The organism is Streptomyces sp. NPDC107765, from assembly GCF_055657085.1.
The window spans coordinates 134,950-161,941 of the sequence record NZ_JBVKBL010000001.1; the positions used below are offsets into that span (position 1 = coordinate 134,950).

Sequence of the window (26,992 nt, forward strand, 5' to 3'; positions counted from 1 at the left end):
AGATCTACGCCCGCAGGTGCCGGGTGAAGAACGAGCGCACGTAGCCGCGCACCAGCGGCACAGATCGCTCTGGGGCAATCGCCCCGATGAGCTTGTCCCGGTTGTCAGCCGTCATGAGCCTGGCCGACTGCAACTGGGGCGCAATGGACGCGTAATCCGTGAACACCCCATGCGTGGCGTTATCGATCTCCCGCCGGTGGACACGCCGCATGATCGACCAGGAACGCTCCAGCTCCTTCTGCTCCGAGAAGCCGTCGGTTCCCAGCAGGAGCAGCGGCCGGTCCGCCGCGTGCTCGGCAACCGGGAACAACTTCCCGTCGGGGTAGTCCAGAAAGCCCTCCAGGTTGATCGCCGCTTTGATGCGGCGGTCCTCGTGCATCGCCTCTGCCGCTGTCGTCCCACCCGCCGAGTGGCCGTAGATGCCCACCCGCCTCAGATCCAGCGCACGGCCGAGGTCACTTCGCCCGGCCGCCAGGGCTTCCAGCTGGTCCAGTACGAATCCGGTGTCCGCGATCCGGGTGTCGATCGCGGTGCGGAAGACGGTCGGATCCGTCCGGGGATTTCCCCTGAAAACGCTCTCCCGGATGGAATTGTCGGGGAACTCGACCTCAGAGGCGTCGCCGGGATGGTCGATGGTCACCACCACATACCCGTGGCTCGCCAGCTCCTCGGCGACCCCGGTACCCAGCGTGCGCGGATCGCCGCCACCCGGGCTGTACAGCAGCACCGGCTGCCGCACGGGCAGCGCGGGTGCGCCCGTGTGCGCGTGGGCCGTGGTGGCCGCCCAGTCCACTCCGGCCCGCGGCAACTCCGTGTGGAACAGCGGGGCGAACTCTTGGAAATGCTTCGCAGCCCCCGCCGTCATCTGGGGTGCGACCGGGTAGCCGCAGACGTCGCGGGCCGGATAGCACACCGTGATCATCAGTTCGCGAACGATGCTCGGCTCCCACGGGTCGCGCCTGGAGCGGTCGGTCAAGTGCAGTGTGGTAACGCCGATCCGGTGGGGGCCGGTCGGCCCGGGCAGTCGCAGGGTGAGGCCGCCCGTAGCAGCTCGCGCCACACCAACGCCGGCGGGGACCAGCAGTGCCGCGGTGGCCAGTACGGCCGACTTGGTGACGGTCCGCCGGTCTACAGTGAAGGAAGAAGGCATACCCTGAATGCTGGCGCCCGGTGGGGAAGGCAGCCATGGTTCAGGCCCTCGCCGAAACGATGGCGCTGCGCCGCCCGGGAGAGTAGTGATCCGGATCCATTTCACGGCCGCCGACTTCGCCCGTGTCCGGTTCGCACCTCGGCCGGCCCCGTTGCAGGAACTCAACGCGGCCCTCAGCATGTTGTGCGCTCGCGACAACGAATTGCTCTTCGGCCGCTGGAGGCGGCGGGCTCTGCGCTCCTTGCCAGTCATCGTCGAGCCATTCGCGGACCTGGTCCCTCTAGGAGAGGCCCCTGCCTTCATCGACGTGTTCAGCGACACCCTGAAGGAGGGACTGGACACCGTCCGGGCCTCGCGCCCGGACCTGGTCCGCTCCGAGATCGAGCGCATCTACGCCAGGCAAACGGCCCAGCCCCCGCAGTGGATCCGCCACCTGCACCAGGGCGACGCCGATGCCTGGCAGATCCTCCGCCAGGCACAGCACGCCGCCTTCGAGACGGTGCTGCGCCCGGTGTGGCCCGTGGTGCAAGACCTGCACCAGAAGGAGTTCACCCGCCACGCCGTGGCCGTGGCCGAGCACGGCATCGGCGCCGTACTCGCCGGACTCCTCCCCAGCGCCCGGCTGCACGATGGCCGTGTCTGGGAGCTGGAAGTGCCCGGCGCGCGGGACATCAAGCTGGGCGGTCGTGGCATGGTGCTGCTGCCCACCTTCCACTGGACCGGCCATCCCCTCATCGCCGACCTGCCCGACCGCCCGCTGTACCTGACCTACCCGGCGGGTCCCGGCCAGCCACTCTCGCCGGCCGGGGTGGAGGGCCGGGACGACGCACTGGCCGAGGTACTCGGGCGAACTCGCGTCGGCATACTGCTTCTCCTCTCGGATGAGCACACCACCAGCGGGCTCGCCCGACGGCTGGGCGTCAGCAACGCCACCGCCTCCGCCCACACCGCCGCGCTGCGCGGCGCGGGCCTGATCACCACGGTCCGCGCCGGGCGGGCCGTACTGCACCGGCGCACCGAGCTGGGGAGCCTGCTGGTGCGGTGGCGCTAAGACGCCGTTCACTTGGTCAGTCGGCGTCTGAAGAGGGCCGCGTGGCTTCGATCAGAACCGTCGCACAGTGTCGCTGCTGCTCTGGCTGGGAAGGTTCGCCGGGCGGTCGTCCGAACGGCTGGATGCACGACGCGTCTGCTCCGACTGATGGGGGTGTGGTGGCAGCGCCTGTCCGGGTGCGCAAACTGACCGACCAGCAGGAGCAGAAGCTGCAGTAGATCGTGCGCCGCGGCAGCACCAGTTCGGTGCGTTATCGGCGCGAGACGCCCATCATCGACATCAGCAGCCCGTGGGTCTCGCCGTCGGCGGCAATCACAAGCCCACGACCTGCCTCACCAATCGGGGCGCCGTCGATCCCAGTGACAACGCAGCCAGCAGCCCGGCACAAAGCGATGCCGGCCGCGAAATGCACGCTCCTGGAGAGGTCGCCGCCATCGGTGACATACGCGGCGCGCTTACCGGCAGCCACCCAGGCCAACGCGAGGGTCGTGGACACCACCCGAGGCCGGAAACGTTCGACGAACTCAGGGTGGGAAAGCAGATCAACGGCCCGGAACCCGGGCGCACTTGGGAACGGCGGATCCAGGTTGACATCCACCAATCGGGTAGCGGGCGTAGGCGTCAAGAGTGCGTCGTCGGCCCCGTCCTGCCGTACCCAGGCGCTCTCCCCGTCGGTGAAGAAAACCTCGCCGCTGAACGGGTCGGCCACGGCCGCCGGCCCATCGCGCAGCGCCACGTTGACGGCCACCAGCATGTTGCCGACGGCGTAGTTCAGCGTGCCGCACAAGGGATCCACCAACCACTGGCGCACAGCTTCAACGGCGCCCTGTTGCCCGCCTTCCTCGCCGAGCACCGCGTCATCGGGCCGTGCGGCACGGATGACACGGAGGATCGCCTTCTCGGCCTCCACATCGGCGGCGGTGGCAAAGTCCCCGGCACCCTTGTCGATGCGGTTGAGCCGCTGGCCGTACATGCTGCGGATCACGTCCGCGCCAGCCCGCACCCCGGCTATCGCGACTGCAGCATCGTCGGAGCTCGCGTATGAGTTGATCACGCAGTGCAGACTATCGAGCCGAAGCCACCGCCCGACGAACCTTCCCGGTCAGAGCACTACGCACTACATACACTTCCGCAACTGTGATCATGTGGTCAGGGCAAGGTTGTATCCCGCAACACGCTTCAGCGCACTGGTACTTCCTCGGTCACATTGACTGAAGGCGACACGAGGGTGTGCCGAACCGCAGCAAGAAATTCCCGGTACCACTCCTGCCGAGAGTTCCAGGAGCCGGCCACAGCAGATAGCTGTCGATGGCGTGACAAGTTCAGTGCGATACCGTTATCACGGTGTTCGGTCACAGCCGTGCGTGCTTCCCGCTCGGCAGCAGTGAAGAGTGCGGCCGACCGAGCGAGTTTGCGAGCTGCAACGGCCACGCAATCGGGACCTAGTACGGCGATGCGTACCTCGCGTGTGGCGAGTTGACGAGACGCTCCCTCCATCGCAGGAATGTCCAACTCGCGGAGAAGTGGGATGTCGTCGTCAGTCCAGTGACTGATTGCTGAGATCCACTGTTCCCAACTGGAAAGGAATTCCTCATAACTCGCTTGTCGTTGCTGCATCAGCCACTGTGCATGTGTTGCCTCAGCCTGTGTTGTTGACTGACGCAACGTTGCCCGAGAAGCCATCCTCGCACTGGCGATGGCAGCGGCAGCAGCGAGGACAGCACCGATGAGACCAATGCAGGCGACGGCTATGGCTATCTGCGCTTCGCTCACCTCGCCATGATGACGTAGTGACCTGCTCCGCTTCATCCTTTCGCGGACATCGGGACGCTGCCGACGAGGTCGGGTACGGCGGCGCCGGTTCTCTCGGAAATCGCGGCGACGCCGGCGTCGACCTGCTCGCCTTCCCACTCGAGGTGGACGCTGCAATGGAACGTGCAGGATGCGCGCGATGGGCTGGCCCAATAGCCGGCCCTCTTTCGCCGGGACACCATCGACCGTCGCAGTTGTCGACCTCGGCCGCGGCGGTCAGCTGTCCGCTCCCGTCGAGGCCCGAGCGACCATACAGAGTGCCCAGCCGACCGCACAGCCTGCCTCATCAGGGCCTCAGCCGACCTTTGACCTGTCCCTCAACCGTGATCGTGAACTGACTCGGCAGCCCAGGCACCCGCCACCCGGAATCAGACACCGCCCCCACACGAACACGAATCGAACATCGTGCGGTTCCAGCCGAAGGTGAGAGCTGTCGAAGCAGGTGTTTGAAGCCACTGACTCATCACGCAGGTCGGATCACGCTCCTGCGTCCTGTCAATGCGTACTCCTCAGTCACCTCTCCGAGCGGCCGATATACCCTCTGCCCTTGCCCTTGATCATCCTCGTACGGTGATCACGTTTTGCCCGTGCACTTGCCAGTCGCACCTACCAGTGGGAAATGCCACCGTCGTGCGGGCTCAGGGGGAGGAGACACACATGGATCCGTTGGCATTTCCCGTCCTTGCCGTCTGGACGAGCGAGCGGGTCGGGTACCGGCGGCATAGCTGGAGTAGGTGCCGGGCCACACGCAGCCCCTGAGGGCCGCAACGGCTGGGAGAAGCCGGCCAACACCGGCCTTGCACGCCTGCGAGCGCCGCAGAGCGACCCTTCGGCCAGCTCAAGAGGTGGCGCGTGCTGCACAAGATCCGCATCAGCCCCGGACGGGGCACCGCCCTGCTGCTCGCGCTCCTCGCCGTCACCCAGGAACAGCGCTCACTCGCAAAGACGTAGCTGAGATCTGCTCACTGAACCCTCTGTGTCATCGCTGGCGACCCGGTGACGCGGGCCCTCTCATTGGGACTCTTTCGCAAAGAAACAGCAGCGGCGACATTTCACTCAACGAAGGGGAAAGCCTTGACTGAAACGTTTTCCGGTCGGAGTTTCGAGATCGTCTGGCCCGACCTGGGTATCACCGTGACCGCGGAACTCGACGGTCGTAACCCTGAACTTGCCGACGCACTGTGGGAGGCGCTGCCCTACCAGAGTCTGCAGGGGCACGCGCTGGTGGCGGGACAGCATCTCTACCACACGGCACCGATCCCGTCGCTGCTGCATCTGTCCGCGTCCACTCGGATCCCAGATCGACGCGAGGCGCCCGACGGGACCGTATTCTGCTCCGCGCTACAGCATTTGGGCATCAAGTACGGCACATTGACCGAACCGATGCCGGCATCCCCGGTGGGCCGGATCCGGCAGGAGGACCTGCCCGCACTACGGGAGGCCGGGCAGGCGGTCTGGGATTCGGTCTATTCGACGAAGAAGCCGATCCTGGCGGAAGTCCGCAAGGCGGGAACCGAAGGCGGCCACCGTATTCCGCACTTAACCGCCGCAGATCCCGAGGCGAAACGTCTCATACACGACGTGTACACCGCGACCGAGCGGGCCTGGCTGTCCGCACCACAGGAGCTCGCTGATCTCCACGAGGGGGTGATCCCTTCCGGGGCAGGGAGTTTTGAGATGGTGTTACCCACTCTGTTGTTCGTCAACGGCGAGACCCGCCCGCTGGGTTATGCCACCTACGGTGGCCTGGTCCGGGCCACGGTCCAGGGCATGCCGATGGATTCCTTGCGTCACATGGCGCGCCTGCTGGTCGGTCTTCCTGCCGAGTTTCTGGGCTACTGCGGCCTGGAGCAGCTGTGGAGTTTCACCCAGCGTTTCTTGGCCTGCCTCGACCAGCTCGATCGCGACGATTTCCTGAGTGTGGTGAGCCAACTGGCCCTCTACGTCAACTGTCTGGGTGGTTGGAATCTCCACCTGTACCCGTGGGAGGCCGGAGATCACCTGCGCCAGCTGCGCCTCAAGGAATCGGTTCGCCAGTCGTGAGCCAACTCCCCGAACGTGCGGACGCCGTCGTCATCGGCGGGGGCGTCATCGGCAACTCAATAGCGTGCCAGCTCGCCGAGGCAGGCGTCGGTACCGTCCTGCTGGAGCGTGGCGAGCTCGGATCGGGATCGTCCGGGACCACTGCGGGCGTGGTGCGTACCTACTTTCCCGGCAACGCTCTCATCAGCAGCCTTGCCGTCCGGAGCCTGGCGGCTTACCACGCCTTCACCGAACGGACCGGAAACGACCTCGGCTTGAAGCGTATCGGCTTGCTCGTGCTGTTCACCGACGAACACCAGGTGCGGGACTTCCGAGAGACCCAGGCTGCCCAGCAGGCAGCTGGAGTGGATGTCGAACTCGTGACCGCTGCTGAAGCAGCGCGGCTCAATCCGCTGGTCGACGAGCGAACCATCCTGGCGGCCGCCTGGTCGCCCGAGGCCTACGCCTGCGATCCCGCCGCGATCGTGCGCGGCTATGCCACAGCCGCTCAGCAGGCCGGCGCCATCCTGCGCACGGGTACACCCGTCACCGGCATCGACCCGGATGGGCGGGTTCACACGCCTGCGGGCAGCATCCACGCCGACACCATCGTCTGCGCGGCCGGCCCCTGGGCGGGAACGGTCGCCGCCATGGCCGACGTGCGCCTTCCTGTGACCACATACCCCGTCGAAATGCTCCTGACCGACACCCCGGGTAGTGCCCCGCGTAACGCTCTGCCGATGACCATGCACCCGTCCAGCCTGCGGATTCGAAGTTGGGGAGACCGCATCCTCGTCGGGATGGGCCGCCCCGCTCCGGACGAGACCCGACAGACCTGGCTGAAGCGGGTGTCGCACCACCTCGGCACGACCTTCCCGACCCTCGCCGGCAACAACCTCGAGAGCGGGTGGAGCGGAGACCTCGATGTCAGTCCGGACGGGATGGCTTTCATCGGCCGCGATCCCTCCCGCCCGTTCCTCTACGCGGCTGGATTCTCCGGTCAGGGACTGTGCCAAGCACCTGCTGCCGGAGAGATCATCCGGAACCTCGTGCTCGACAAGAAATCCTGGATCGACACGGCCGGCCTTTCCACCGCCCGCTGCCTCAGCGGTTCGGCCGAGACCGGGTAGGAAAGCAAGGAAATCATCATGATTTCCTTCCGACCGACGGTGATGTAGCAGTTACCAGGCATTTGTTTCATTCTTTCGAGAGGAAAATTCATTGGTCGAGCACACCGGCGGAGAGTTCGTTCGAGAGATGATGCGGTGGCACTTCAGTCCGGAGACCGGGTCACCGTTCTGGCTGAAACGGGCCGAGACCCTCGACTTCGATCCGCTGACCGACGTCCGGGAATTCGACGATCTCGGCTTGTTTCCCAATGTGGTGGACGATCTGCGCGATGTCGGCGTCCGTGATCTGATTCCCCGTGGCTACGGCGACGAGCACGGAGCGGCCGTCTACGAAAGCGGCGGTACCACGGGGCAGCCCAAGCGAGTGCCGTACGCCGCGGAGTGGCATCGGCGCAGCGTCGAATGGTTCAGTGAGCGACTGGATTCTCACGGCGTACCTCGAAATGTCGACTGGCTCAGTGCGGTTCCTACCGGTCCGCACAATGTCGGAGCCATGGCGGTCGACACCGCGATGGCTCGGGGTGGATTGAACTTCAGCATCGATCTGGACCCGCGATGGGTGAAGAAGCTGCTCGCGCAGGGCCGGACGGACGTGGCCGACGCCTACACCGATCACCTCATCGAACAGGTCGGCTACATTCTGGCCAGCCAGGATGTGGGCGTCCTCTTCGCCACTCCGCCGATGCTGGAGCGTCTCGCGCAGCACGACGATCTGGTCGAGTTGGTGAACCGGAAGGTCCGCGCGATCATCTGGGGCGGTACGCATCTGGACGCTGACACCCGAGATCTGCTGCGCGACGAGGTGTTCAAAAGCGCCAAGTTCGTCGGCGGATACGGCGGCACGATGATGCTGGGCACATCGGTGGAACGACCCGACCTCGGTGCCGACGAGCCGTGCGTGTTCGACTCCTTCGCTCCGTACACCACGTTCCGGGTGATCGACCCCGACACCGGCCAGGTTGTTCCGTACGGCGAGCGCGGACAGATAGTCGTGCATCACATGAGCCGAAGTGCCTTGCTGGTCAACAACATCGAGCGGGACTACGCAACCCGGATCGCACCGGTGGACGGCGGTTGCGGTGATGCGGTCGCAGACGTCACACCCGTGGCGTCCTTCGGCGATGCGACGGTAATCGAGGGCGTGTACTGATGTTGTCCCTGGACGTTCTCGGCCCCGGCGGCCCGTATCGGTCCCGGCGCCAGGAGACCATTCAAGATATTGCCGGAAACCCGGTCGCGACGCTGAGTCTCGCCCCCTCTCTCTACATCACCCGCGCGATAAAGGCCCTGCGCCGAGCGCCGGCGTTACCCGTCGACGCACGGATCGCGGCGTTCGCACAGGCGGCCCGGGCTTTCGCCACGCAGTCGATCGCGGGACTGACGGCGCAGGAATACCAGCACACGGTCAGCGCCGTCACCGGGATACCAATCACGGTGGTACGCAATGCCACCGACGACATTGCGCGGGCCGCCGAGCGGATCCACCACACTGTGGAGAATGCGCGGCCGGCCGCTGCGGTCGGCTCGTGGCGCGATCCGCGAGCCCGGGGCGGTGCGGCGGTGTGGACCCGGCGCGGTGAGGTGTTCGCCGTCCATGCGGCGGGCAATCACCCGGCGGTGCACCAGGGTTGGTTCGATGCCCTCGCGCTCGGCTATCGCGTTGCCGTGCGTCCCTCCCGGCGCGAGCCGTTCACCCCACATCGGCTGGTCACTGCCCTGCGCGAGGCCGGTTTCGGCGACGAGGGAATCGCGTTGCTGCCCACCGACCACAACGTGGCCGACGACATCCTCCGGCACGCCGACTTCGGAATGGTGTACGGCGGTGCGGAGGTCGTGGGCAAATATGCGGGCGACGGACGCATTCTGCCGCAGGGACCCGGGCGCTCCAAGATACTCATCACCGCCGAAACCGAGTGGGAGCCGATCGTCGACACCCTCGTGGAGTCGATCAGCAGTGGTGGGGGCGTCGGTTGCGTCAACGCCACCGGCGTCCTGGTCGAGGGCGACCCCTCCCCCGTGGCCGCGGCGATCGCCGAACGCCTCGCCGCGCTGCCCAGCCTCCCCGCGACGGACGAACGCGCAGTCTTGCCCGTGATGCCCGTCGGTCCCGCCCGTCGGTGGGACGGGTATCTGCGGCAGCGGGCAGCAGGCACCAAGGCGTGGCTCGGCGGTGACGGTATCGTCGACGAGCTCGGCGATGGTTCCGCGGTGCTCCGGCCGGCGGTGCACCAGCTCGACAGCCCGTTCGCCGAACAGCTCGGGATGGAATTGGGCTTTCCCTGTGCGTGGGTTGCCCCGTGGGACCGTGACGCCGGGATCCGGCCGCTGCGCGACACCCTAGTCCTCACTGCTGTCACCACCGACGAGAACCTGATCGACGAATTGGTGGCCGAGCCGACCATCGCCAACGTGTACGTCGGTGACCATCCGACCCCGTGGATGGAGCACGGACTGCCGCACGACGGCTACCTCGCCGAATTCCTTATGCGCACCAAGACGATTCGATGCTGACCGACGAGGTTGCGGTGCCGAGCGCCGCCCCTTGGGCTGCTGAGGTCAGCGATGGTCCGCCAGATGCGAGGTGTTGTTGAGCAATTGCACCGACGCATTACCGTCCCCGTCATAGGCCACGGCCGACACTGAGGCGGCCGACAGCTCCATCCGGAACAGCGACTCGGGCGGCGCGCCCAGCGCCAGCCGAACCAGCGTCCGCAACACCCCGACATGCGAAACGACCAACACCGTCTGCCCCTCGTACCGGGCCAGGAGCCGGTCCCGCGAGAGCGCGGCCCGGCGCGCAACCGAGGTGAACGTCTCCCCGGTTCCGCCGGGCACCGCCGCCGGAGAAGCGAGCCACGCTGCCATCTCGTCCGGGTAGCGCTCGCGCACCTCGGCGAACGTAAGTCCCTCCCAGACACCGAAATCCGCCTCGGTGAGCCCATCGTCGACCTGCACTTCCAGGCCCAGCCGTCGTGCCGCTGTCTCGGCCGTCTGCTGGGCTCGGCGCAGCGGTGAGGACACCACCGCCTGCACCGCGCCGCGGGCCGCGAGCATCCTCGCGACGGCCTCGGCCTGCCGCCGCCCGGTCTCCGACAATGCCGGATCGGAGCCGCCGCTACCCGATATCCGCTTCTCCGGTGTCAATGCCGTCTCACCGTGGCGTAGCAGCATAAGGGTCGTGGGGCTTCCCTGGTCGGCGCGCGAGAAATTCACGCCGGCCGCTCCACGACTAATTCTTGAGACGGTGCGCATCGGGTGACCCTTTCGATCACAGCCGCCGCTTGTTGACGGCAATTACGGCGAATTGCGTAAATCAACGGAGCGCGGCGATGACCGGAGCGAAGTTCTCCATGTTGTATTCCATGACCGTGAAGTAGGTGAAGCCGTAGCGTTCGCGGCGTTCCTTGAGTTGTTGCGCCATCTCCGTTGGGGTGCCGATCAACACAGAGGGCAGCTCCTCGGGGCTGTCCGCGGCGTCGGGCGGCAATGGCTCGAACCTCTCCGGCATCGCGGCGCGTTCGGCGGGCGGAATCACCTGCTGCACCATGACATTCAGCTCCACGGCGTCGGCACGGTCACCGAGTAGGCCACGCACGTAGGCGACCCGTTCTTCCGTCTGCGCGACTCCGGCCAGGTGGAGGACATCACCGGTGGTGTTGGCCCACCCTCCGGTGAAGGCGATGATGTCGGCGTGCGTGGCGGCGAGCCGCAGCAGGCGGTCGCCCCAGCCCCCAATCAGCAGTGGTGGCCCGGACGGTTGGGCCGGACGCGGCAGATATTCCGTGTCCTCAAACAGACGGCGCAACGTGGTGACAGTCCGTTCCAGCTGTTCGACCCGCTTTCCGCCGCTGGGAAACGGTATCTCCGCGGTGTCGAACTCGGCCTTCACGTAGCCTGCGCCGAGCCCGAGTTCCATACGCCCGTCGACGAATTGGTCGGTGCTCGCCACGTCACGCGCGAGAAGGACGGGGTTGTAGAACGGGGTATTCAACACGAACGTACTCAGCCGCACCCGTTCGGTCGCTTCGGCTGCGAGCACCATTGCTGGCAACGGCGCGGAGAACCCGAGGTGATCAGCCACTCCGACTACATCGAAACCGAGTTCCTCGGCTCTGCGACATTTCGCGATCCACTCGCGTCGCGATCCGGGACCGAACATGTTGACACCGAAGCGGAAGGGGCGCTGTAAATGCATTATGACTGTATATCACGCGACGATTTCCCCGTCATCCCGCTGGAGGGGACGACATCATCTCATTCAGTTATCCATGAGGTCTTCTTGACAACGTGATAGTGCTCGTCCCACTCGCCCCGAACAACGGCATCACGGCCCGACCGCCTACCACTACCCGCCCGAAGGCCCACCTCAGTCTGGACGGCACGGTGAGCCGCACCTACCGCCTGGCCGCCGCCGGCCCATAAGCCGGTAAGAAGTCGCGCGCCAGCTGGACCTTGGACTCTCGAGCCCGATTATCCCGTGGGTTCGACGGGCAGCTTCGACACGGTTCCCCAATGAAAGAAGTGAGTTAGATGAGCCACCAGAACAGCTCCCGCCCGGCAGATGCCTCCGGCACCTTCGCCCTCGGCGGAGACCTCACCGTCAACCGCCTCGGTTACGGTGCCATGCAACTCACCGGCCCCGGCATCTGGGGTGAGCCAAAGGACCGAGCCGAAGCGATACGGGTGCTGCGCCGCGCCGTCGAGCTGGGCATCAACTTCATCGACACGGCCGACTCCTACGGCCCCTTCGTCAGCGAGCAGCTCATCCGCGAGGCCCTGCACCCTTACGCCGACGACTTGCTTATCGCCACCAAGGGCGGGCTGACCCGCCCCGGCCCCGACGACTGGCGCCCCGTGGGCCGGCCTGAGTACCTGCGTCAGCAGGCGGAGCTGAGCCTGCGCCACCTCGGCGTCGAACGCATCGGCCTCTACCAGCTGCACCGTATCGACGAGAAAGTGCCGCTCGCTGACCAGTTGGGCGAGCTCGTTCTGCTTCAGCAGGAGGGGAAGATCCACCACATCGGCGTCTCCGAAGTGACCGTCCAGCAGCTCAAGGAGGCCCGCACGATTACGGACATCGCCTCCGTGCAGAACCTGTTCAACCTCGCCAACCGCAGCGCCGAAGACGTCCTTGAGTACGCCGAGCGCGAGAACATCGCCTTCATCCCGTGGTTCCCCATAGCCACCGGGGAACTCGCCCGCCCTGGCGGTCCGCTCGACGCCGCCGCCAAACAGTACGGCGTCAGTCCCTCCCAACTGGCCCTCGCCTGGCTGCTGCGCCGCTCCCCGGTCATCCTCCCTATCCCAGGCACCTCCCAGACCGCCCACCTGGAGGAAAACACCGAGGCCGCTCGTATCACCCTCACCGACGACGAGTTCGACGCCCTGACTGCCGCCGTGTGACCCACCAGCACGATGTCAGCGGACCGCGATGGGATGCCTGGCGCGCCGTTGCCGCCCCGTCCTCGCATCCCGACGGGACACGGGCTGCTCATGTCAGGCGCTGGTGCGGGGCGGCTTCTTGCCTCCGTACGGAGAACACCCTTCCCATCGCGGCGAGGGATCAGTAGAAGTCATCCACGCAGGTCACAGCTCAGGGAGCCCCGCCGTGCAGGGAGCCCAATGACATCGGCCCCCGAGACCAAGTCTCGGGGGCCGATCGAGCATCCGCAGGGCCTGTCCCCTCAGCGTCGGACGCCTCTGACGCGGCTTCGTTGCGGTAGAGGGCGCGAACGGCTGCGTGTCTGATCGACTGGAGGGGGTCATTACTGCGTGTTAGCGTGAAAATATCTACGCCAAATGGGCGCGCTCACCGGCCTTCCTCGATTACTGCAGAGGACTCGATCGCTGCAGAGGAGATGGTGACCATGGCGCGGGCGCCGTTGTTCCATGCGTCCCGGGAAGCACCGCAGGCCATCGGCCCCTCCAAGGCCAAGGTGGACTGGGACGGGCTGCGGCAGCGGATGCAGGGACCGTTGCTGCGGCCGGGAGATCCCGGGTTCGAGGACGCCCGGAAGCTGTTCAATCCGCTCAATGACGATCACATTCCCGCGGCCGTGGCACAGTGCGAGTCGGCCGAGGACGTCCGTCAGGGGGTGTTGGCGGCCGCGAACCGGGTGCCGCTGGCCGCCAGGAGCGGTGGACACTCCTACGTCGGCTATTCGGCGCCGCGCGGCGGTCTTGTCCTTGACCTGCGGCGTATGGCGACGGTGTCGGTCCAGGCGGACGGCAGCGCGGCGGTGGGCGCCGGTGCGTCACTGCGGGACGTCTACAGCGGGCTCGGCCGGGCGAACCGCTGCCTGCCCGGGGGATCCTGCTTCACGGTCGGCATCTCAGGGGTGGCTCTGGGGGGCGGGATCGGCGTACTGCAAAGGAAGTTCGGGCTCACCTGTGACCATCTGGTGGAGGCAGAGGTCATCACCGCTGACGGGCGGACGCTCATAGCCAACGCCACTCGCACCCCCGACCTGTTCTGGGCGTTGCGCGGAGGCGGCGGAGGCAACTTCGGGATCGTTACGCGGTTCACCTTCACAACCGATCCGGCTCCGCCGCTGACCGTGTTCGTGCTCGGGTTCCCGGCGGGAAAGGTGCCGGTGACCAAGGTGATGACGGCGTGGCAATCGTGGATCGCCGGGGCGCCTCGGGAGTTGTGGGCCAACCTCAATGTGTCGGGTGGCAGCGATCCGAGCTGTCGGGTGGCCGGCTGCTTCGTCGGGCCGCGCAGTGCCTGCACTCCGCTGCTGGACAGCCTCATCGCGCGTGCCGATGTTCAGCCCAACCGCCGTACGGTGGAGGCCCGGGACTACTTCGACGCCATGCGCTTCTTCTCCGGCCGGCCCGACCGGGAGTCGTTCGTCGCCTCGTCGCGGGTGCTCACCACGCCCGCCGCTGATCCGGGTGGCGTGGTCGCCCTGCTCGCCGGCCACAGCGGCATGTCGCTCATCCTCGATGCCCTCGGTGGCGCGGTGGCCGATGTCGACGTCCAGCAGACCGCCTTCCCGCACCGCACCGCTTTCGCCACGGCCCAGATCTACGCGACGGCCACGGCTGCCTCCGAAGCCGAAGTGACGCGCAGTGTCGGACAGGTGGTGAAGGGGCTGGCGGACCTCGGTTTCAGCGGCGGCTATGTCAATTACATCGACCCGGACCTGCCTGACTGGGGGAGGTCCTACTACGGCCCGAACCTGGAACGTCTGCGCTCCGTCGCGCACGACTATGATCCGGACCAGGTCTTCGACTTCGCGCAGAGCCTGTCCCGGGCGTAAGCGAACCATCCCGAGCGAATGCCCCCGGGTGAACGGTCTCTTCCTGTGCCGTCGCCCACCGTCTCCACAGTCTCGTGCTCGTACCCAGTGACTACTCGGTCGGATAGATGGTCAGGCCCGGCCCGAATCCTGGGGACCACCGATGGCCTCCGACACCAAGGTCGCGTCGTTCTCGCGGATTGTCCGGTTTGATCACTTGGTGTCCACGGTGGCCCAGGGCTCGACGGGATGCGGGTGGATCCCTCTGGGGAAATGAGCGGCAGAGTCCCAAGTCCCCTTGGTACGGTGCACCGATGTCAGCGATCAAGAAGTTCCAAGTCACCTTTGACTGCGCAGAACCGGAGCGTCTCGCTCGTTTCTGGTGCGAGGTGTTGGGTTACGTCGTACCGCCGCCACCGGAGGGGTTTGCCACTTGGGAGGATTTCAAGCGGTCGCAGCCACCTGAGCAGCGGGATGCCTGGTTCGCCTGCATGGATCCCTCAGGTGTGGGCCCGCGACTGTTCTTCCAGCGCGTCCCCGAAGGGAAGGCCGTCAAGAACCGGGTGCACCTTGATGTGCGGGTCGGCACGGGACTCGTGGGGGAAGAGCGCCTCGCCGCACTTGAAGCCGAATGCGCACGACTGGTCGCGCTCGGCGCAGTACACGTGCAAACGCTGTATGCCGATGAGGAAAACGAGTCGTGCATCCCGATGCAGGACATCGAGGGCAACGAGTTCTGTATCGACTGAGCGTACGGGGCGGGAGTCATGCACTCGTCGCTACCTCGCCGCATGACCCATGATCCGCGAGCCACAAGCCACAAGCCACCGAGAACTACGGTGTGGGGATGACGATGGTTGAGGTTGTGGCACGTGTGCGAGTCAGTAGCGGGCGTCCTGTTGAGCGGTTGGTATGTCATCCGCGGCTTCCCCTGGTCGCTGGATTGGACTCGGAACGTCCGGCAGTCCATGTCTGGGACTGCCGGACAGGGCAGCTGCGCGAACTCGTTTCTGTCGGCGCCGAGTCGACTGTCTACGGTGATGCCGTCGGTTGGGACCGGACGAAGCGGACGCCCGCTGTGACATGGCATCCCGAACAGCCACTGCTGGTGGTGGCGAGCGAGGGCAGAGTGGTGCAGTGGACTCCTGCCGGGCTCTCCGAACGGGAAGGTCTTCCGCCCACGGCCAGCCACCGCAGTCTGGCATTCAGCCCGGACGGTCAGACGTTGTGGGCATCGCCGTCGTCAGGCGAGGAAGACAGCGCATGGGACAGCTCTGACGTCCTCGACCTCGCTGCGGGAACTATCGGTACCGGCCCAGCTTGGGACACCGGGGTGGCGGAGCATCCGGCCGGAGGCTTGGTGGCCACGCTCTACAGCAATCAAGGCGCGACGCTCGGACTCTTCGCGCGGGTCGATCAGGAGACCGTGCCTGCTGCGATGCGAGTGCTTCGCCGGGCGCTGATCTTGGATGCCGACGGCTACCAGACGCCGCTCTTCAGTGCAGACGGACGCCATCTGGCGATCCGAGGCAACGCATACGAGAACTCACTGGACGTATTCGAGGTCCCTTCACTTCACCGCGTGCTGGCGACAACTCTCGGCGAACCCAGTCCGGGCTACCCGTACCCGCAAGAGTGGCTTGAGCAGATGCGCGCCTGGTCGCGACACAACATTGCGTTCGGGGCCCACCCTGGCGTGCTCTGGGTCGGAACCCCGACGGGGACTCTCGTCGAAGTCGACCTCGACAGTCAGCGCGCGGTCGAGCACGACGTGCTGGCCGGTTCCCCGGTGTCCGGGCTGAGCGCCGTGACGACCGGCGAGCTCGTCATCGCCAACGGTGGAGGGGATCTCGTGCTCCTGTCCGTGCGCGCTGGCTCCGCAAAGACCCACAGCACGGACCGCGATACGTCGAGAGCCGCAGTCACCGCGTTCCTCGACGCCACCTCTGAGGTCCCTGAGGACGGCGAGCTGGAAACGCACCTTGTCCTGACCGACGGGGCCCGCACCTGGGAATCAGACGATCTGGCAGCCGTGACCACCGCAACCCCAACGGACCCGGCCTGGCTGCGGCTGCAAGCGGCTCTCAACAACGTGCGACCAGATGAGTGACCGCAGGTGAGAGGCGAACAGCACCGCGGGCGACGCCGACTGAGGTGGACGAGGACTGAACCGCTCCCCTCCGGCCCCCGGCGCGCGGGTGCCGGATGCCGCCCACGGGGGCATCATGGGAGCGTGATGGAGCTGTTCCCACCGATGCCGCTGGCGGAGTGGCGGGACACCAAGGAGACACTGCACCGCTTCGCTCAGATCATCGGCAAGATCCGCCTGGCGGCCAGCGCCCGGCGCAACCACTGGTGGAACGTCCCGTTCCATGTCACGGGGCGTGGCATCACCACGCGTCCGATGGGTCAGGTCGACGGGAATCCGATCTTCACGATCGACTTCGACTTCGTCGACCACCGGCTCATCGTCGCGACGTTGGACGGCGAAGAGCGGTCCTTCCCGCTTCCGGGCCAGTCCGTCGCGTCCTTCCACGACGCGACCCTGGCCGCTCTGGCCGCGCTGGGCGTCCGCGTGGACATCGCCATTCCCAGGCCCTTCGACCTGCCCGACGCCGGCCGGCCGTTCGCCCAGGACACCGAGCACGCGACCTACGATCCCGTGGCCGCCAACCGCTACTGGCGGGTCCTGAGCCAGGTGGCGTCCGCGCTGGAGGAGTTCGCGGCGGGCTACTCGGGAAAGACCAGCCCGGTGCACCACTTCTGGCACACCTTCGACATCGCCCACAGCCGGTTCTCCGGGCGACAGATCGACCAGCCACGGCAGGCCGACCCCGTTACCCGGGAGGCGTACTCCCAGGAAGTGATCAGCTTCGGCTTCTGGTTCGGCGACGATACCTTCCCCGAGCCCGCCTTCTACTCCTACACCGCTCCCGAGCCCGCCGGCCTGGCCGGGGAGCCGCTCAGCCCCGCGTCCGCGCAATGGGTCCCGCGCGGCAACAGTCACCTGGCCGTGCTGCGCTACGACGCGGCCCGCGGCGAGACCGATCCCCGTGCCGCCGTCCGCACCTTCTACGAAAGCGCCTACCGGGCCGGGGCCGGACGCGCCGGATGGGACATCGCGGCGCTCGCGTGCCCCGGAGGCATCACGGACCCGGTCCGGCAGATCTGACCCCGGACCGGAAAGTCCAACGAACGTCGGGCCGGGAAGTCGCACGAACGGACCGGGAAGTCCAACGATCGAGCGCGGTCAGCGGAGCTGCCAGTCCCCAGGGACGCGGTCAGCGGAGCTGCCGCTCCCAGTCCCCAGGGACCTTGTCACGGGGGCCCGGAGTGGGCTGCGAGGCCGGGTGCGCGAGGGGCGGGGCCAGCTCCGGCCCGTCGTAGTACTGGTCGGTCTCGATATTCCAGAACCAGCTCTCTCCTGGTTCGAAGCTGGTCAGGAAGGGGTGTCCGGCCTCGCGCGCGTGCTTCGTTCCGTGCTGCGAGGGTGAGGAATCGCAGCAGCCGATATGCCCGCACGCCGCGCAGCGCCGCAGGTGGAACCACCACCCCGGTCCATCGCCCGCCATGCACTCCACGCAGCCTTCTCCGCTGGGAGTGACGGTCGGATCGATGCCTGGGATCTGTTCGTGTGGCATGAGGGATGCCTCCCTGATGAGGCGCCGTCGTCAGGTTTCGGTGCCGGTGCGCGCCAGGATGCCTTGGAGCAGCCCGGTGGCCTGGCCCACCTCGATGAGGTAGCCGTCCGGATCGCGCATGTAGCAGCGCAGCTCGGCGCGGCGGTCGATGGGCGGGGTGAGGAACTCGGCCCCTTTGGCGCTCGCCGTGGCGTAGAAGTCGCGGATGTCCGCCACCCGCACGTTCAGGAAGCTGGAGACGGTGTGGGGGTCCTCCGGTGTGCGCAGGACGACATCGGGTTTGTCGTCGGTGGGCCCGCCGCCCGGATTCATGATGATCCAGCTGTTGGCGATCTTGACGATGCAGGGGTTTTCGTCCAGCACCACCTTTCCACCCAGTACGTCGGCGTAGAACGCCCGCGAGCGAGGGACATCGCTGACCGTGAGGAAGTGCGTGAGCACCAGGCCCTCGGTCGGTGCAGGAAGGTCGTCGGCTGTGGCGCCGGTGGACGTGACATCGGACATATGTCGAGCGTATGGCGCGCATGGCCGTGCGGCATTCTCAGCCGGTGCGCCTCTTCACCCGGGAAATGTCTCCGGCTGGTGTGGGAACAAAGACCTCGACAATCCTCATTCTCGCTGTCAGAGGCATTTCTTTCAGCGGACATGATCACGTACGGGACACCGAGCCGCGGGAAAGGCGACGGCGCCAGAGGGCCACGGCTCTACGACGGGGCCGCCGCCCGGCAGCGCTGGACGCTTGCCCGCCGCGGTATCGCCAAGCCCGATGAGATCGCCTACTTCCCCCCTCCTCCGCCGCCGCATCGGCGGCTACCGGCACATCACCCTCGCCATGCCGGCCCATGCCGGCAGTTGCCCATCGACGTTCTCCCGCACGGGCAGAGCATGCGGTGAACCCCTCACGATGAAGAGCCCCTCCCCCGCCCCGACAGGCTTTTGCCGCACCGCACTTGAGTCGCGGTTGAGCCGCCTCGATCGACCCCGTGCCACACTCGGCCCATGCTCCACAGGCGTGCTGATCAATTTCTGAGCGAACGGACAAGGCAAATCCGCCGGGGCCTCACGGGAACCCCGCTGATTCCTCTGGCGGACGAGCAGTGCGACATCGTCGCCAAGCTGGAATTCTGCAATCCCGCCGGAAGTACCAAGGACCGTTCGGCACTGTGGATTCTGGAACAGGCAATCGGTCGCGGCGAGATAGCGCACGACACCACGGTGGTCGAGTCCTCGTCCGGCAATTTCGCGCTGGCCCTGGCTTTCTACTGCCGCATGCTCGGCATCTCGTTCGTCCCGGTCATCGATCCGAACTGCAACGAGGCCACCGAGGCCCAACTCCGGCAGCTGTGCGGGCGGGTGGAGAAGGTTTCCCTCCGTGATGCGGCAGGCAGCTACCTGAAGACCCGGCTGTCCCGGGTGCAGGAACTGCTGGTCGAACTCGACTCGGCCTATTGGCCCAACCAGTACGCCAATCCGGATGCCCGCGACGCGCATTACCGCTTCACCGCGGGCGAATTGATCGCGCAGGCCGGCCCGCTCGACTACCTCTTCGTCGGTGTGGGCACGGGCGGCACGATCGCCGGGCTCTCCCACCGGATCAAGGAAACGTACCCGGGCTGCGTGGTCGTCGCGGTCGACACCGAAGGCTCGGTGATCTTCGGAGGCCCGCCGAAGAAGCGGCGGATCCCCGGCATCGGCTCCAGCATCGTGCCGCCGCTGTGCGGTCAGGCGCTGATCGACCAGGTCGAGATCGTCTCCGAAGTGCGCGCCGTCGAGGCCTGCGGCGCCCTGGTCGCCACGTACGGCTTGTACGCGGGAGGTTCGACCGGCAGCACCTATGCGGCCGTCCAGGACTACTTCGCTCGTCACCGTCCCGGCGCACACCGTCCCCGGGTCGCCTTCATCGCCGCCGACCGCGGCCATGCCTACGCCCGGACCGTCTACGACCCCGCGTGGGTCCAGCAGCTGCGTGCGGAAGCGGTACAGCCCGCCGGCGTCGAAGCCCTGGCCGTCAATTGAAGGAGAACCACCCCGTGTCCACCCTGGCCCCACCGCCCATGACCGTGATCGGCGCGGGCGACGTCGCCGCCGAGACGGACCGTCACCGTCCGGAGCTCATCGAGGTCGTCCGTGCCGCCTACCTCGCGCACGACGCCGGACAGAGCTCGAACCCGCACAGCTCGTTCCTGCGCTTCCCGCACCAGAACCGGTCGCGCATCATCTCCCTGCCCGCCTATCTGGGCGGGGAGTTCGAGGTCGCGGGCAACAAGTGGATCGCCAGCTTTCCGGACAACACCCAGCACGGAATCCCCCGCGCCTCGGCCACGCTGATCCTCAACGACTGCGTCACCGGCTACCCGTTCGCCTGCATGGAGTCCTCGATCGTCTCGGCGACGCGGACCGCGGCCTCCGCGGTGCTCGGCGCGCAGACGCTGCTCGGCGCGCGACGTGCCCGCCGGGTCGGCATCGTGGGGACGGGTCTGATCGCCCAGCACGTGTGGCGGTTCCTGCGTGATCTCGACTGGGAGATCGGCGGCTTCCGGCTCTTCGACCTCGACCCGGCGGCGGCGGGCCGCTTCGGCGCCGGCATGGCCGAACACACCGAGGCCGAGATCGTGGTCGCCGACGCGGTGGAGGACGCGTTCACCGATTGCGACCTGGTGGTGCTGACCACCGTGGCCGGCGAACCGCACCTGCACGATCCCCGGCTGCTGGCCCACAACCCGGTGGTCCTGCACCTGTCCCTGCGCGACCTCGCCCCCGAGATGATCCTCGCCGCCCAGAACGTCACCGACGACGTCGACCACGCCGTACGCGAGCGCACCTCGCTGCACCTGACCGAACAGCGCACCGGCAACCGGGAGTTCATCGACGGCACCCTCGGCGACCTGCTGCGCGGGCGGCTGCGCCGGGACCCCGGACGCCCGGCGATCTTCTCGCCGTTCGGTCTCGGCGTACTCGACCTCGCCGTCGGCAAATGGGTGCACGACCGGGTGGTCGCCGCGGGCCGGGGCCGCCGCGAGAGCGACTTCTTCACCGGGGTGGGGGTCTGACGCATGAGCGCCTCATCCACCCCGCGCCCCGCCGAGGACCGGTACGTCGTCGTGGTGAACCACGAGGAGCAGTACTCGGTCTGGTTCGCCGATCGTGCCCTGCCCGCCGGCTGGAACGCCACCGGCGCGCAGGGCACCCGCCAGGAGTGCCTGGACCACATCGAGCAGGTGTGGACCGAGCTGACCCCACGCTCCGTGCGAGCGTCACGATGACGGCCGCTGACCTCGCAGCGGCCTGGCTGCGCGGCCTCGGCAACCGTGAACGCACCGCGCAGCGACGCCTGTTCGTCTTCCCGCACGCCGGAGCCGGCGCCTCCGCCTACCGGCTGGCGGCGTACCTGCCGGACACCGTCGAAGTCTGTACGGTCCAGTTGCCCGGCCGGGAGACCCGGTTCTCCGAACCGGCCCTGACGTCCCTGGACGAGGCCGTGGCCGCGCTCGCGCCGCTCATCGCGGACCACACGGACCTGCCGTACGCCTTCTTCGGGCACAGCATGGGCTCCCTGGTCGCCTTCGAGACGGCCCGGCGGCTCCGTGCATTCGGCACGCGCCTGCCTGACCGCCTGTTCCTGTCGGGCATGCGCGCCCCTGGTCTGCCGGACCGCGACCCGCGGCACACGCTGCCGGACGACGAGCTGCTCGCCACCGCCGAATTCGACGGCGTGGACCCCGAGTTGCAGGAGCTGCTGCTGCCGCTGCTGCGTGCGGACCTGACGTTGTGCGAGACGTACCAGCACCGGGCCGAGGCACCCCTGCCCTGTCCCCTGACCGTTCTGGCCGGCGCGGACGACGACAGCGTCAACGGGACGGAGCTCGCCGACTGGCGCAAGCACACCTCGGCCGACTTCGCACTGCACCTGTTCCCGGGCGCCCCCCACCTGTATGTCCGCGGCTCGGAACGACAGCTGGCGGAGACGATCACGCGCACCTTCCCCGCACGGGGCTGAGAAAGGATCGTTCATGGCGCCGACCACCCTGGTCGCACTGTGGGAGCAGCAGGCAGCCGCGACACCCGACGCGGTCGCCGTCGTCGCGGGAGCACACCGCGCCACCTACGCCGACGTGGACCGCCGGGCCACGGCACTCGCCGCCGAGCTGCAGGCACGCGGCATCGGACCGGAGCACCTGGTCGGCGTGTGTCTCGGCCGCTCGGTCGAGATGGTCGTGGCCCTGCTCGGCATCCTGAAGTCGGGCGCCGCGTACCTGCCCCTCGACCCGAGCTACCCGGCCGACCGGCTGCGGCACATGACCATCGACTCCGGGGCCGGGCTGTGGCTGTGCGACGCGGACCACCGCGCACAGGCCCTGGCGTCCGGCGTGGCCGACGTCCTGCTGGTCGAGGACCTCCCCGCGGAACCGGCCGCACCGGTGGCCCCGGTGGTACACCCGCACCACCTGGCTTACGTCATCTACACCTCCGGTTCGACCGGCCTGCCCAAGGGCGTGGCCGTCGACCACGCGGCGCTCGCCTCGTTCCTGCGGAGTGTGGCCGAACGCCCCGGCCTCGGGGCGGACGACCGGGTCCTCGCGCTGACCCCGCTGTCGTTCGACATCTCGATACTGGAGCTGTTCCTGCCGCTGACCCGGGGAGCGACGGTGGTGATGGCCCCGCGCGCCGCCAACACCGACCCCGAGCTGCTGGCCGCCACCCTCGCCGAGGCGGGTGTGAGCGTCGTCCAGGCGACCCCCACCACCTGGCGGATGCTGCTGGCATCCGGGTGGACGGACGGGCACGGCCGGGTACTGCTGTCGGGCGGTGAGCCGCTCGATCCGCAGCTGGCCCGCGATCTGCTCGCCACCGGCGGCACCCTGTGGAACCTGTACGGGCCGACCGAGGCGACGGTGTGGGCCACCGCCGCCCGCATCGACGCCGTGGCCGACCGGGTCACGGTCGGCACGGCCCTGTCCAGCACCCGGCTGTACGTCGTCGACGAGGGTGGGCGGGAGGTCGGCCCAGGAGTCACCGGCGAGCTGTGGATCGGCGGCGCGGGCGTGGCGCGCGGCTACCTCAACCGGCCCGCGCTGACCGCCGACCGGTTCGTGCCCGACCCGTTCGGGGACACCTCCGGGCGCCTGTACCGGACCGGTGACCTCGCCCGGTGGTCCGCCGACGGCATGCTGGAGGTGCTGGGACGCAACGACCACCAGGTCAAGGTGCGCGGCTTCCGCATCGAGCTCGGCGAGATCGAGGCCTGTGTGCGCAGCCACCCCCTCGTCACGGACGCGGTGGTCCTCGTCGACCGCGAGGCAGCCGGCGGCGACCAGTTGGTGGCGTACCTCGTGCCCGCGCACGACGCGCGGAGCGCATCCGAGGACCTGCCCCGCCAGGTCCGTGACCACCTCGCGCAGCGGCTGCCCACCCACATGGTGGCCCAGGGCTACGCGGTGCTCGACGCCCTGCCCCGCACCCCCGCGGGCAAGGCCGACCGCGGCGCCGTGCGGCGGATCCCGCACAGCCCGGTCCGGGCGAGCGGGCCGGTGCCCGACGATGCCCCGCTGCCGCCGCACACCGCGGCGGTGCGCCGCGTGTGGGCCGAGGTGCTCGGGCTCGACGACGTGTCCCCGTACGACGACTTCTTCGGCCTGGGCGGCCAGTCGCTCACCGCGGTACGGGCCGTGGCCCGGCTGCGTGCGGAGCTCGGCGTGCCGGTCGACGCCCAGTCGGTCTTCGCCCATCCGACACCCGCCAGGCTCGCCGCCGCCCTGGACGGCGTGGCGCCCTCGGACGAGAAGCCGATCCCCACGGCCGTGACCGCCGAACTCTCCTTCGGTCAGGAGCGGATCTGGTTCTTCGAGCAGCTCAACGACTCGGTGCCCGCCTACCACCTGCCGGTCGCCCTGGGCCTGCCCGGCGGGCGCGTCGACCTGACGCTGCTGCAGGACTGCCTGTCCGCGCTGGTGCAGCGGCACCCGGCGCTGCGCACGGCCCTCGTCGCCGTCGCCGGCCGGGCCCGCCCCGAACTGCGCGAGCCGGGACCGGTGCCGCTGCGCCGCACCGAGGTCGCCGAGGCGGACCTGGACGCGCTGGTGACCGAGCTGATCCGCGCCCCCTTCGCCCTCGACTGCCCACCGCTGCTGCGCGCGGACGTGCTGCGCACCCCGAGTCGCGACATCACGTTGCTGACGATCCATCACATCGCCTGCGACGGCGCATCGGTCGACCTGCTGGTGCGGGAACTGGGCGAGCTCTACACCGAGCTCGCCGCCGGCCGCCGTCCCGCCCCGGCACCGCTGCCCGTGACGTACGCCGACTACGCGGCCTGGCAGCGCGCGCGACTCACCGGCGCCGAGCTGGAACGGCTGCTCGACCACTGGCGCACCCGGCTGTCCGGCGTGCCCGTCCTGGAGCTGCCCACCAGTCGACCCCGGCCGGCCGTCGCGAGCCACCGCGGCCGCCGCGAACTGCTGCGCGTCCCGGCCGACTTGGCGCACCGGCTGCGCATGCTGTGCCGGTCCGAGGGCGTCACCCTGTTCATGGGTCTGCTGGCCCCGTTGCAGGTGCTGCTCGGCCGGTACGCCGACGAGAGCGATGTCGCCGTCGGCACCCTGGCAGGCGGCCGGCCGCACCCCGAACTGGACGACGTGGTCGGCTACTTCGTGAACACCGTCGTCCTGCGCACCGACCTGTCCGGCGACCCGACCTGGCGCGAGCTGCTGGGCCGGGTCCGCGAGGTCGCGCGGCAGGCGTACGCGCACCAGGAGCTGCCCTTCGAGAAGCTGGTGGCGCAGCTGAGCCCGGAGCGCGACCTGAGCCGCAACCCGCTCTTCCAGGTGCTGTTCGCCCTGCACGAGGAGCCCAGGGCCGGTCACCTCACCGAGCTGTACGACCGCAAGGAGCTGGAGGGACGGCTCGGCACCGCCCGCTTCGACCTCGCCTTCGACGTGACGGACCACGCCGCCGGGGCCGGTGACCTCAGCATCTCCGTCGAGTACGCCACCGACCTGTTCGACGCGGACTTCGTCCGGGGCCTCGGCCGGCACTTCCTGCGGGTGATCGAGCAGATGCTGTCCGGCGCCACGGCCCACCTGTCCGAGCTGGAGATCGTCTCGGCCGATGAGTTGCGCGCCCTCTCCCTCGGCAACCGGGCCGAGCCGCTGCCCGAGCCGACCACCCTGGTCCGCCTGTGGGACCGCCAGGTGCGGACCACCCCGGACGCGGTCTGCGTGGTGGGCGACGGCCGGTCGCTGACGTTCGCCGAGACCGACGCGCGGGCCTCGGCCCTGGCCCGGGAGCTGCGGGCCGGGGGCGTGCGCCCCGAAAGCCTGGTCGGTGTCTGCCTGGAACGCTCGGTGGAGCTGGTGGTCGCCCTGCTGGGCGTGCTGAAGGCGGGCGGCGCCTATGTCCCGCTCGACCCCGGCTACCCGGCGGACCGGCTGCAGTACCTGCTGGCCGACTCGGGCGTACGCCTGGTCGTCGCGGATCCGGGACACCCCACCTCGGCCCTGTTCGGCGACGGCGTGCGGCTGGTGGCGGTGGACCAGGAACCCGGGGACCCCGGGCCGGCCGAGGAGGCACAACCGCACCACCTCGCCTACGTGATCTACACGTCCGGCTCGACCGGCAACCCCAAGGGCGTCGCGATCACCCACGCCAACATCACCGGGTTCCTGGAGTGGAACCAGCGGCTGTGCCGGCTCACCGGGCGGGACCGGGCCCTGCTCAACCACTCGGTGGCGTTCGACAACTCGGTCTGGGAAATCTTCCAGTGCCTGGTGTCCGGCGCCGAACTGCACCTGGCGAGCCCCACCGCCGCCTACGACCCCGAGGAGTTCCTGCGGGAGGTCGCCGAGCGCGGTATCACCACGCTCAACGCGACGCCCTCGCAGATGCGGATCCTGCTGGAGTCCGGTACGGATCCCGCTCCCCGACTCGCCTCCGTACGCCTGGTGTTCACCGGCGCCGAGGCCGTGCCGCACGACGTGGCCCGCCGCATCCTGTCCTCCATCGCGCCGGGATGCCAGGTCTTCAACGAGTACGGGCCCACCGAAGCGACCGTCACCTCGGCGTTCTGCCCGATCACCGAGGAGCTGCTCGACCGGCACAGCCATCTCCCGAGCGTCCCGTTCGGCCGGGCGACCGACAACGCGCACCTCTACGTACTGGACCCGCAGCTGCGCCCGGTCGCCCCGGGCTGTCGCGGCGAGCTGTACGTCGGCGGCAGCGCGGTCGGCCGCGGCTATCTCGGCAGGCCGGCCCGCACGGCCGGGGCGTACCTGCCCGACCCGTACGCCGCGGAGCCCGGCGCCCGTATGTACGCCACGGGCGACGTGGTCCGGCTGCTGCCCGACGGAAATCTGGTCTTCCTCGGCCGCAACGACCACCAGGTCAAGGTGCGCGGCTTCCGCATCGAGCTCGGCGAGATCGAGTCCGCACTCCAGAGCCACCCCGCCTTGACCGACTGCGTGGTGGCCGTGCGCCGCACCCGGGCCGGTGTGGACCAGCTGGCGGCCTACCTGATCCCCGAGCACCCCGGCCGACCCGCCCCCGACCCGGCGGAACTGCGCGCCCACCTGGCGGAGCAACTGCCGCCGTACATGCTGCCGCAGAGCTACACCGTGATCGACGAGATCCCCCTCACCCCGAACGGCAAGGTCGACCGGGACGCACTGCCCGACCCACGCCCGGTGTCCGCCCCGGCCCCCGCCACCCGCCGGGCCGTCACCAAGCAGCAGCTCCTCGTCGCCGAAGTGTGGCGGGAGTGCCTGGGCGTCGAGGATGACTTCGGGCCACAGGACGACTTCTTCGACGTCGGCGGCACCTCGTTGACCATCACCACGGTCGCGGGCCGGCTCGGCGAGCGACTCGGGCGCCGGGTCTCGCCGGCCCTGGTCTTCAGAAACCCCACCGTCGCGGGCCTCGCCGAGGCCCTGGAGGCGGGCACACAGCGATGA

General features: G+C 68.3%; 21 protein-coding genes and 1 pseudogene. 15 read left to right on the plus strand and 7 right to left on the minus strand.

Features of this window, described 5'->3' with window-relative positions; translation table 11 throughout:
• Positions 1-4: 4 nt before the first annotated feature.
• On the minus strand, positions 5-1,150 hold the full coding sequence (locus ACZ7MX_RS00695) for an alpha/beta hydrolase family protein (RefSeq protein WP_472127950.1): 1,146 nt from the start codon (positions 1,148-1,150) through the stop codon (positions 5-7).
• An 85-nt stretch (positions 1,151-1,235) separates the two neighbouring features.
• Between ACZ7MX_RS00695 and ACZ7MX_RS00700 the strand changes: the two genes are divergently transcribed.
• Positions 1,236-2,201 (plus strand): ArsR/SmtB family transcription factor, encoded by a 966-nt coding sequence (locus ACZ7MX_RS00700; protein ID WP_472127951.1) that lies wholly within the window; start codon positions 1,236-1,238, stop codon positions 2,199-2,201.
• A 250-nt stretch (positions 2,202-2,451) separates the two neighbouring features.
• Here ACZ7MX_RS00700 and ACZ7MX_RS00705 read toward each other — a convergent pair whose 3' ends face one another.
• Both ACZ7MX_RS00705 and ACZ7MX_RS00710 read right to left on the minus strand, forming a co-directional pair.
• Entirely contained in the window at positions 2,452-3,255 is an 804-nt protein-coding gene (locus ACZ7MX_RS00705) for an inositol monophosphatase family protein (RefSeq protein WP_472127953.1), read from the minus strand.
• 125 nt (positions 3,256-3,380) lie between these two features.
• Positions 3,381-3,974, minus strand: coding sequence for a hypothetical protein (locus tag ACZ7MX_RS00710; RefSeq protein WP_472127955.1), 594 nt, complete (start codon positions 3,972-3,974; stop codon positions 3,381-3,383).
• Positions 3,975-5,087: 1,113 nt separating this feature from the next.
• Here ACZ7MX_RS00710 and ACZ7MX_RS00715 point away from each other — a divergent pair.
• The 4 genes from ACZ7MX_RS00715 (at position 5,088) to ACZ7MX_RS00730 (ending at position 9,676) form a co-directional block, all read left to right on the plus strand.
• On the plus strand, positions 5,088-6,056 hold the full coding sequence (locus ACZ7MX_RS00715; protein WP_472127956.1) for a cucumopine synthase-related protein: 969 nt from the start codon (positions 5,088-5,090) through the stop codon (positions 6,054-6,056).
• The gene (locus tag ACZ7MX_RS00720) at positions 6,053-7,165 is read left to right on the plus strand and encodes an NAD(P)/FAD-dependent oxidoreductase (RefSeq protein WP_472127958.1); all 1,113 of its coding nucleotides are present in this window, start codon (positions 6,053-6,055) and stop codon (positions 7,163-7,165) included. The genes ACZ7MX_RS00715 and ACZ7MX_RS00720 overlap by 4 nt, the downstream gene beginning before the upstream one ends.
• 91 nt (positions 7,166-7,256) lie before the next feature.
• Positions 7,257-8,315, plus strand: a complete 1,059-nt coding sequence (locus tag ACZ7MX_RS00725) for an AMP-binding protein (RefSeq protein WP_472127960.1) — start codon at positions 7,257-7,259, stop codon at positions 8,313-8,315.
• Complete coding sequence (locus tag ACZ7MX_RS00730) at positions 8,315-9,676, plus strand: aldehyde dehydrogenase family protein (protein ID WP_472127962.1); 1,362 nt, start codon at positions 8,315-8,317, stop codon at positions 9,674-9,676. The genes ACZ7MX_RS00725 and ACZ7MX_RS00730 overlap by 1 nt, the downstream gene beginning before the upstream one ends.
• 45 nt (positions 9,677-9,721) lie before the next feature.
• On the opposite strand, the pseudogene ACZ7MX_RS00735 reads toward ACZ7MX_RS00730, so the two are convergent.
• Positions 9,722-10,363, minus strand: a pseudogene (locus tag ACZ7MX_RS00735) (histidine phosphatase family protein); the annotation flags it as partial.
• 115 nt (positions 10,364-10,478) lie between these two features.
• Positions 10,479-11,360, minus strand: coding sequence for an LLM class F420-dependent oxidoreductase (locus ACZ7MX_RS00740; protein WP_472127964.1), 882 nt, complete (start codon positions 11,358-11,360; stop codon positions 10,479-10,481).
• Between the two features lie 335 nt (positions 11,361-11,695).
• Here ACZ7MX_RS00740 and ACZ7MX_RS00745 point away from each other — a divergent pair, with 335 nt between their 5' ends.
• The 5 genes from ACZ7MX_RS00745 to ACZ7MX_RS00765 all read left to right on the plus strand — a co-directional run bounded on the left by ACZ7MX_RS00745 (position 11,696) and on the right by ACZ7MX_RS00765 (position 17,581).
• Positions 11,696-12,568: an aldo/keto reductase gene (locus ACZ7MX_RS00745; RefSeq protein ID WP_472127966.1), complete on the plus strand. Its 873-nt coding sequence runs from the start codon at positions 11,696-11,698 to the stop codon at positions 12,566-12,568.
• A 455-nt stretch (positions 12,569-13,023) separates the two neighbouring features.
• A complete protein-coding gene (locus ACZ7MX_RS00750; protein ID WP_472127968.1) occupies positions 13,024-14,430 on the plus strand; it encodes an FAD-binding oxidoreductase in 1,407 nt (468 codons plus the stop codon).
• Positions 14,431-14,723: 293 nt separating this feature from the next.
• On the plus strand, positions 14,724-15,158 hold the full coding sequence (locus ACZ7MX_RS00755; protein WP_472127970.1) for a VOC family protein: 435 nt from the start codon (positions 14,724-14,726) through the stop codon (positions 15,156-15,158).
• 98 nt (positions 15,159-15,256) lie between these two features.
• A complete protein-coding gene (locus ACZ7MX_RS00760) occupies positions 15,257-16,519 on the plus strand; it encodes a hypothetical protein (RefSeq protein WP_472127972.1) in 1,263 nt (420 codons plus the stop codon).
• Between the two features lie 126 nt (positions 16,520-16,645).
• The gene (locus ACZ7MX_RS00765; RefSeq protein ID WP_472129235.1) at positions 16,646-17,581 is read left to right on the plus strand and encodes a DUF5996 family protein; all 936 of its coding nucleotides are present in this window, start codon (positions 16,646-16,648) and stop codon (positions 17,579-17,581) included.
• 109 nt (positions 17,582-17,690) lie between these two features.
• On the opposite strand, the gene ACZ7MX_RS00770 is transcribed toward ACZ7MX_RS00765, so the two are convergent.
• The gene (locus ACZ7MX_RS00770; protein ID WP_472127973.1) at positions 17,691-18,050 is read right to left on the minus strand and encodes a UBP-type zinc finger domain-containing protein; all 360 of its coding nucleotides are present in this window, start codon (positions 18,048-18,050) and stop codon (positions 17,691-17,693) included.
• 30 nt (positions 18,051-18,080) lie between these two features.
• The gene (locus ACZ7MX_RS00775) at positions 18,081-18,554 is read right to left on the minus strand and encodes a VOC family protein (RefSeq protein WP_472127974.1); all 474 of its coding nucleotides are present in this window, start codon (positions 18,552-18,554) and stop codon (positions 18,081-18,083) included.
• A 495-nt stretch (positions 18,555-19,049) separates the two neighbouring features.
• On the opposite strand from ACZ7MX_RS00775, the gene sbnA reads away from it, so the two are divergent.
• Genes sbnA through ACZ7MX_RS00800 form a run of 5 tightly spaced genes read left to right on the plus strand, consistent with a single transcriptional unit; the run spans position 19,050 to position 26,992 of the window.
• Positions 19,050-20,066 carry a 2,3-diaminopropionate biosynthesis protein SbnA gene (gene sbnA / locus ACZ7MX_RS00780; RefSeq protein WP_472127976.1) on the plus strand — a complete coding sequence of 339 codons (1,017 nt, stop codon included), beginning with the start codon at positions 19,050-19,052 and terminating at the stop codon, positions 20,064-20,066.
• A gap of 38 nt (positions 20,067-20,104) precedes the next feature.
• Complete coding sequence (gene sbnB / locus ACZ7MX_RS00785) at positions 20,105-21,100, plus strand: 2,3-diaminopropionate biosynthesis protein SbnB (protein WP_472129236.1); 996 nt, start codon at positions 20,105-20,107, stop codon at positions 21,098-21,100.
• 3 nt (positions 21,101-21,103) lie between these two features.
• Positions 21,104-21,313 carry an MbtH family protein gene (locus ACZ7MX_RS00790; RefSeq protein WP_472127978.1) on the plus strand — a complete coding sequence of 70 codons (210 nt, stop codon included), beginning with the start codon at positions 21,104-21,106 and terminating at the stop codon, positions 21,311-21,313.
• Entirely contained in the window at positions 21,310-22,047 is a 738-nt protein-coding gene (locus tag ACZ7MX_RS00795) for a thioesterase II family protein (RefSeq protein ID WP_472127980.1), read from the plus strand. Before ACZ7MX_RS00790 ends, ACZ7MX_RS00795 begins: the two co-directional genes overlap by 4 nt.
• 13 nt (positions 22,048-22,060) lie before the next feature.
• On the plus strand, positions 22,061-26,992 hold the full coding sequence (locus ACZ7MX_RS00800) for an amino acid adenylation domain-containing protein (protein WP_472127982.1): 4,932 nt from the start codon (positions 22,061-22,063) through the stop codon (positions 26,990-26,992).

Coding starts and splice junctions, on each gene's coding strand:
- ACZ7MX_RS00695 (WP_472127950.1), bottom strand. CDS start 1,150: ATGCCTTCTTCCTTCACTGTAGACCGGCGGACCGTCACCAAGTCGGCC.
- ACZ7MX_RS00730 (WP_472127962.1), top strand. CDS start 8,315: ATGTTGTCCCTGGACGTTCTCGGCCCCGGCGGCCCGTATCGGTCCCGG.
- ACZ7MX_RS00740 (WP_472127964.1), bottom strand. CDS start 11,360: ATGCATTTACAGCGCCCCTTCCGCTTCGGTGTCAACATGTTCGGTCCC.
- ACZ7MX_RS00745 (WP_472127966.1), top strand. CDS start 11,696: ATGAGCCACCAGAACAGCTCCCGCCCGGCAGATGCCTCCGGCACCTTC.
- ACZ7MX_RS00750 (WP_472127968.1), top strand. CDS start 13,024: ATGGTGACCATGGCGCGGGCGCCGTTGTTCCATGCGTCCCGGGAAGCA.
- ACZ7MX_RS00755 (WP_472127970.1), top strand. CDS start 14,724: ATGTCAGCGATCAAGAAGTTCCAAGTCACCTTTGACTGCGCAGAACCG.
- ACZ7MX_RS00760 (WP_472127972.1), top strand. CDS start 15,257: ATGACGATGGTTGAGGTTGTGGCACGTGTGCGAGTCAGTAGCGGGCGT.
- ACZ7MX_RS00765 (WP_472129235.1), top strand. CDS start 16,646: ATGGAGCTGTTCCCACCGATGCCGCTGGCGGAGTGGCGGGACACCAAG.
- ACZ7MX_RS00770 (WP_472127973.1), bottom strand. CDS start 18,050: ATGCCACACGAACAGATCCCAGGCATCGATCCGACCGTCACTCCCAGC.
- ACZ7MX_RS00775 (WP_472127974.1), bottom strand. CDS start 18,554: ATGTCCGATGTCACGTCCACCGGCGCCACAGCCGACGACCTTCCTGCA.
- sbnA (WP_472127976.1), top strand. CDS start 19,050: ATGCTCCACAGGCGTGCTGATCAATTTCTGAGCGAACGGACAAGGCAA.
- sbnB (WP_472129236.1), top strand. CDS start 20,105: ATGACCGTGATCGGCGCGGGCGACGTCGCCGCCGAGACGGACCGTCAC.
- ACZ7MX_RS00790 (WP_472127978.1), top strand. CDS start 21,104: ATGAGCGCCTCATCCACCCCGCGCCCCGCCGAGGACCGGTACGTCGTC.
- ACZ7MX_RS00795 (WP_472127980.1), top strand. CDS start 21,310: ATGACGGCCGCTGACCTCGCAGCGGCCTGGCTGCGCGGCCTCGGCAAC.
- ACZ7MX_RS00800 (WP_472127982.1), top strand. CDS start 22,061: ATGGCGCCGACCACCCTGGTCGCACTGTGGGAGCAGCAGGCAGCCGCG.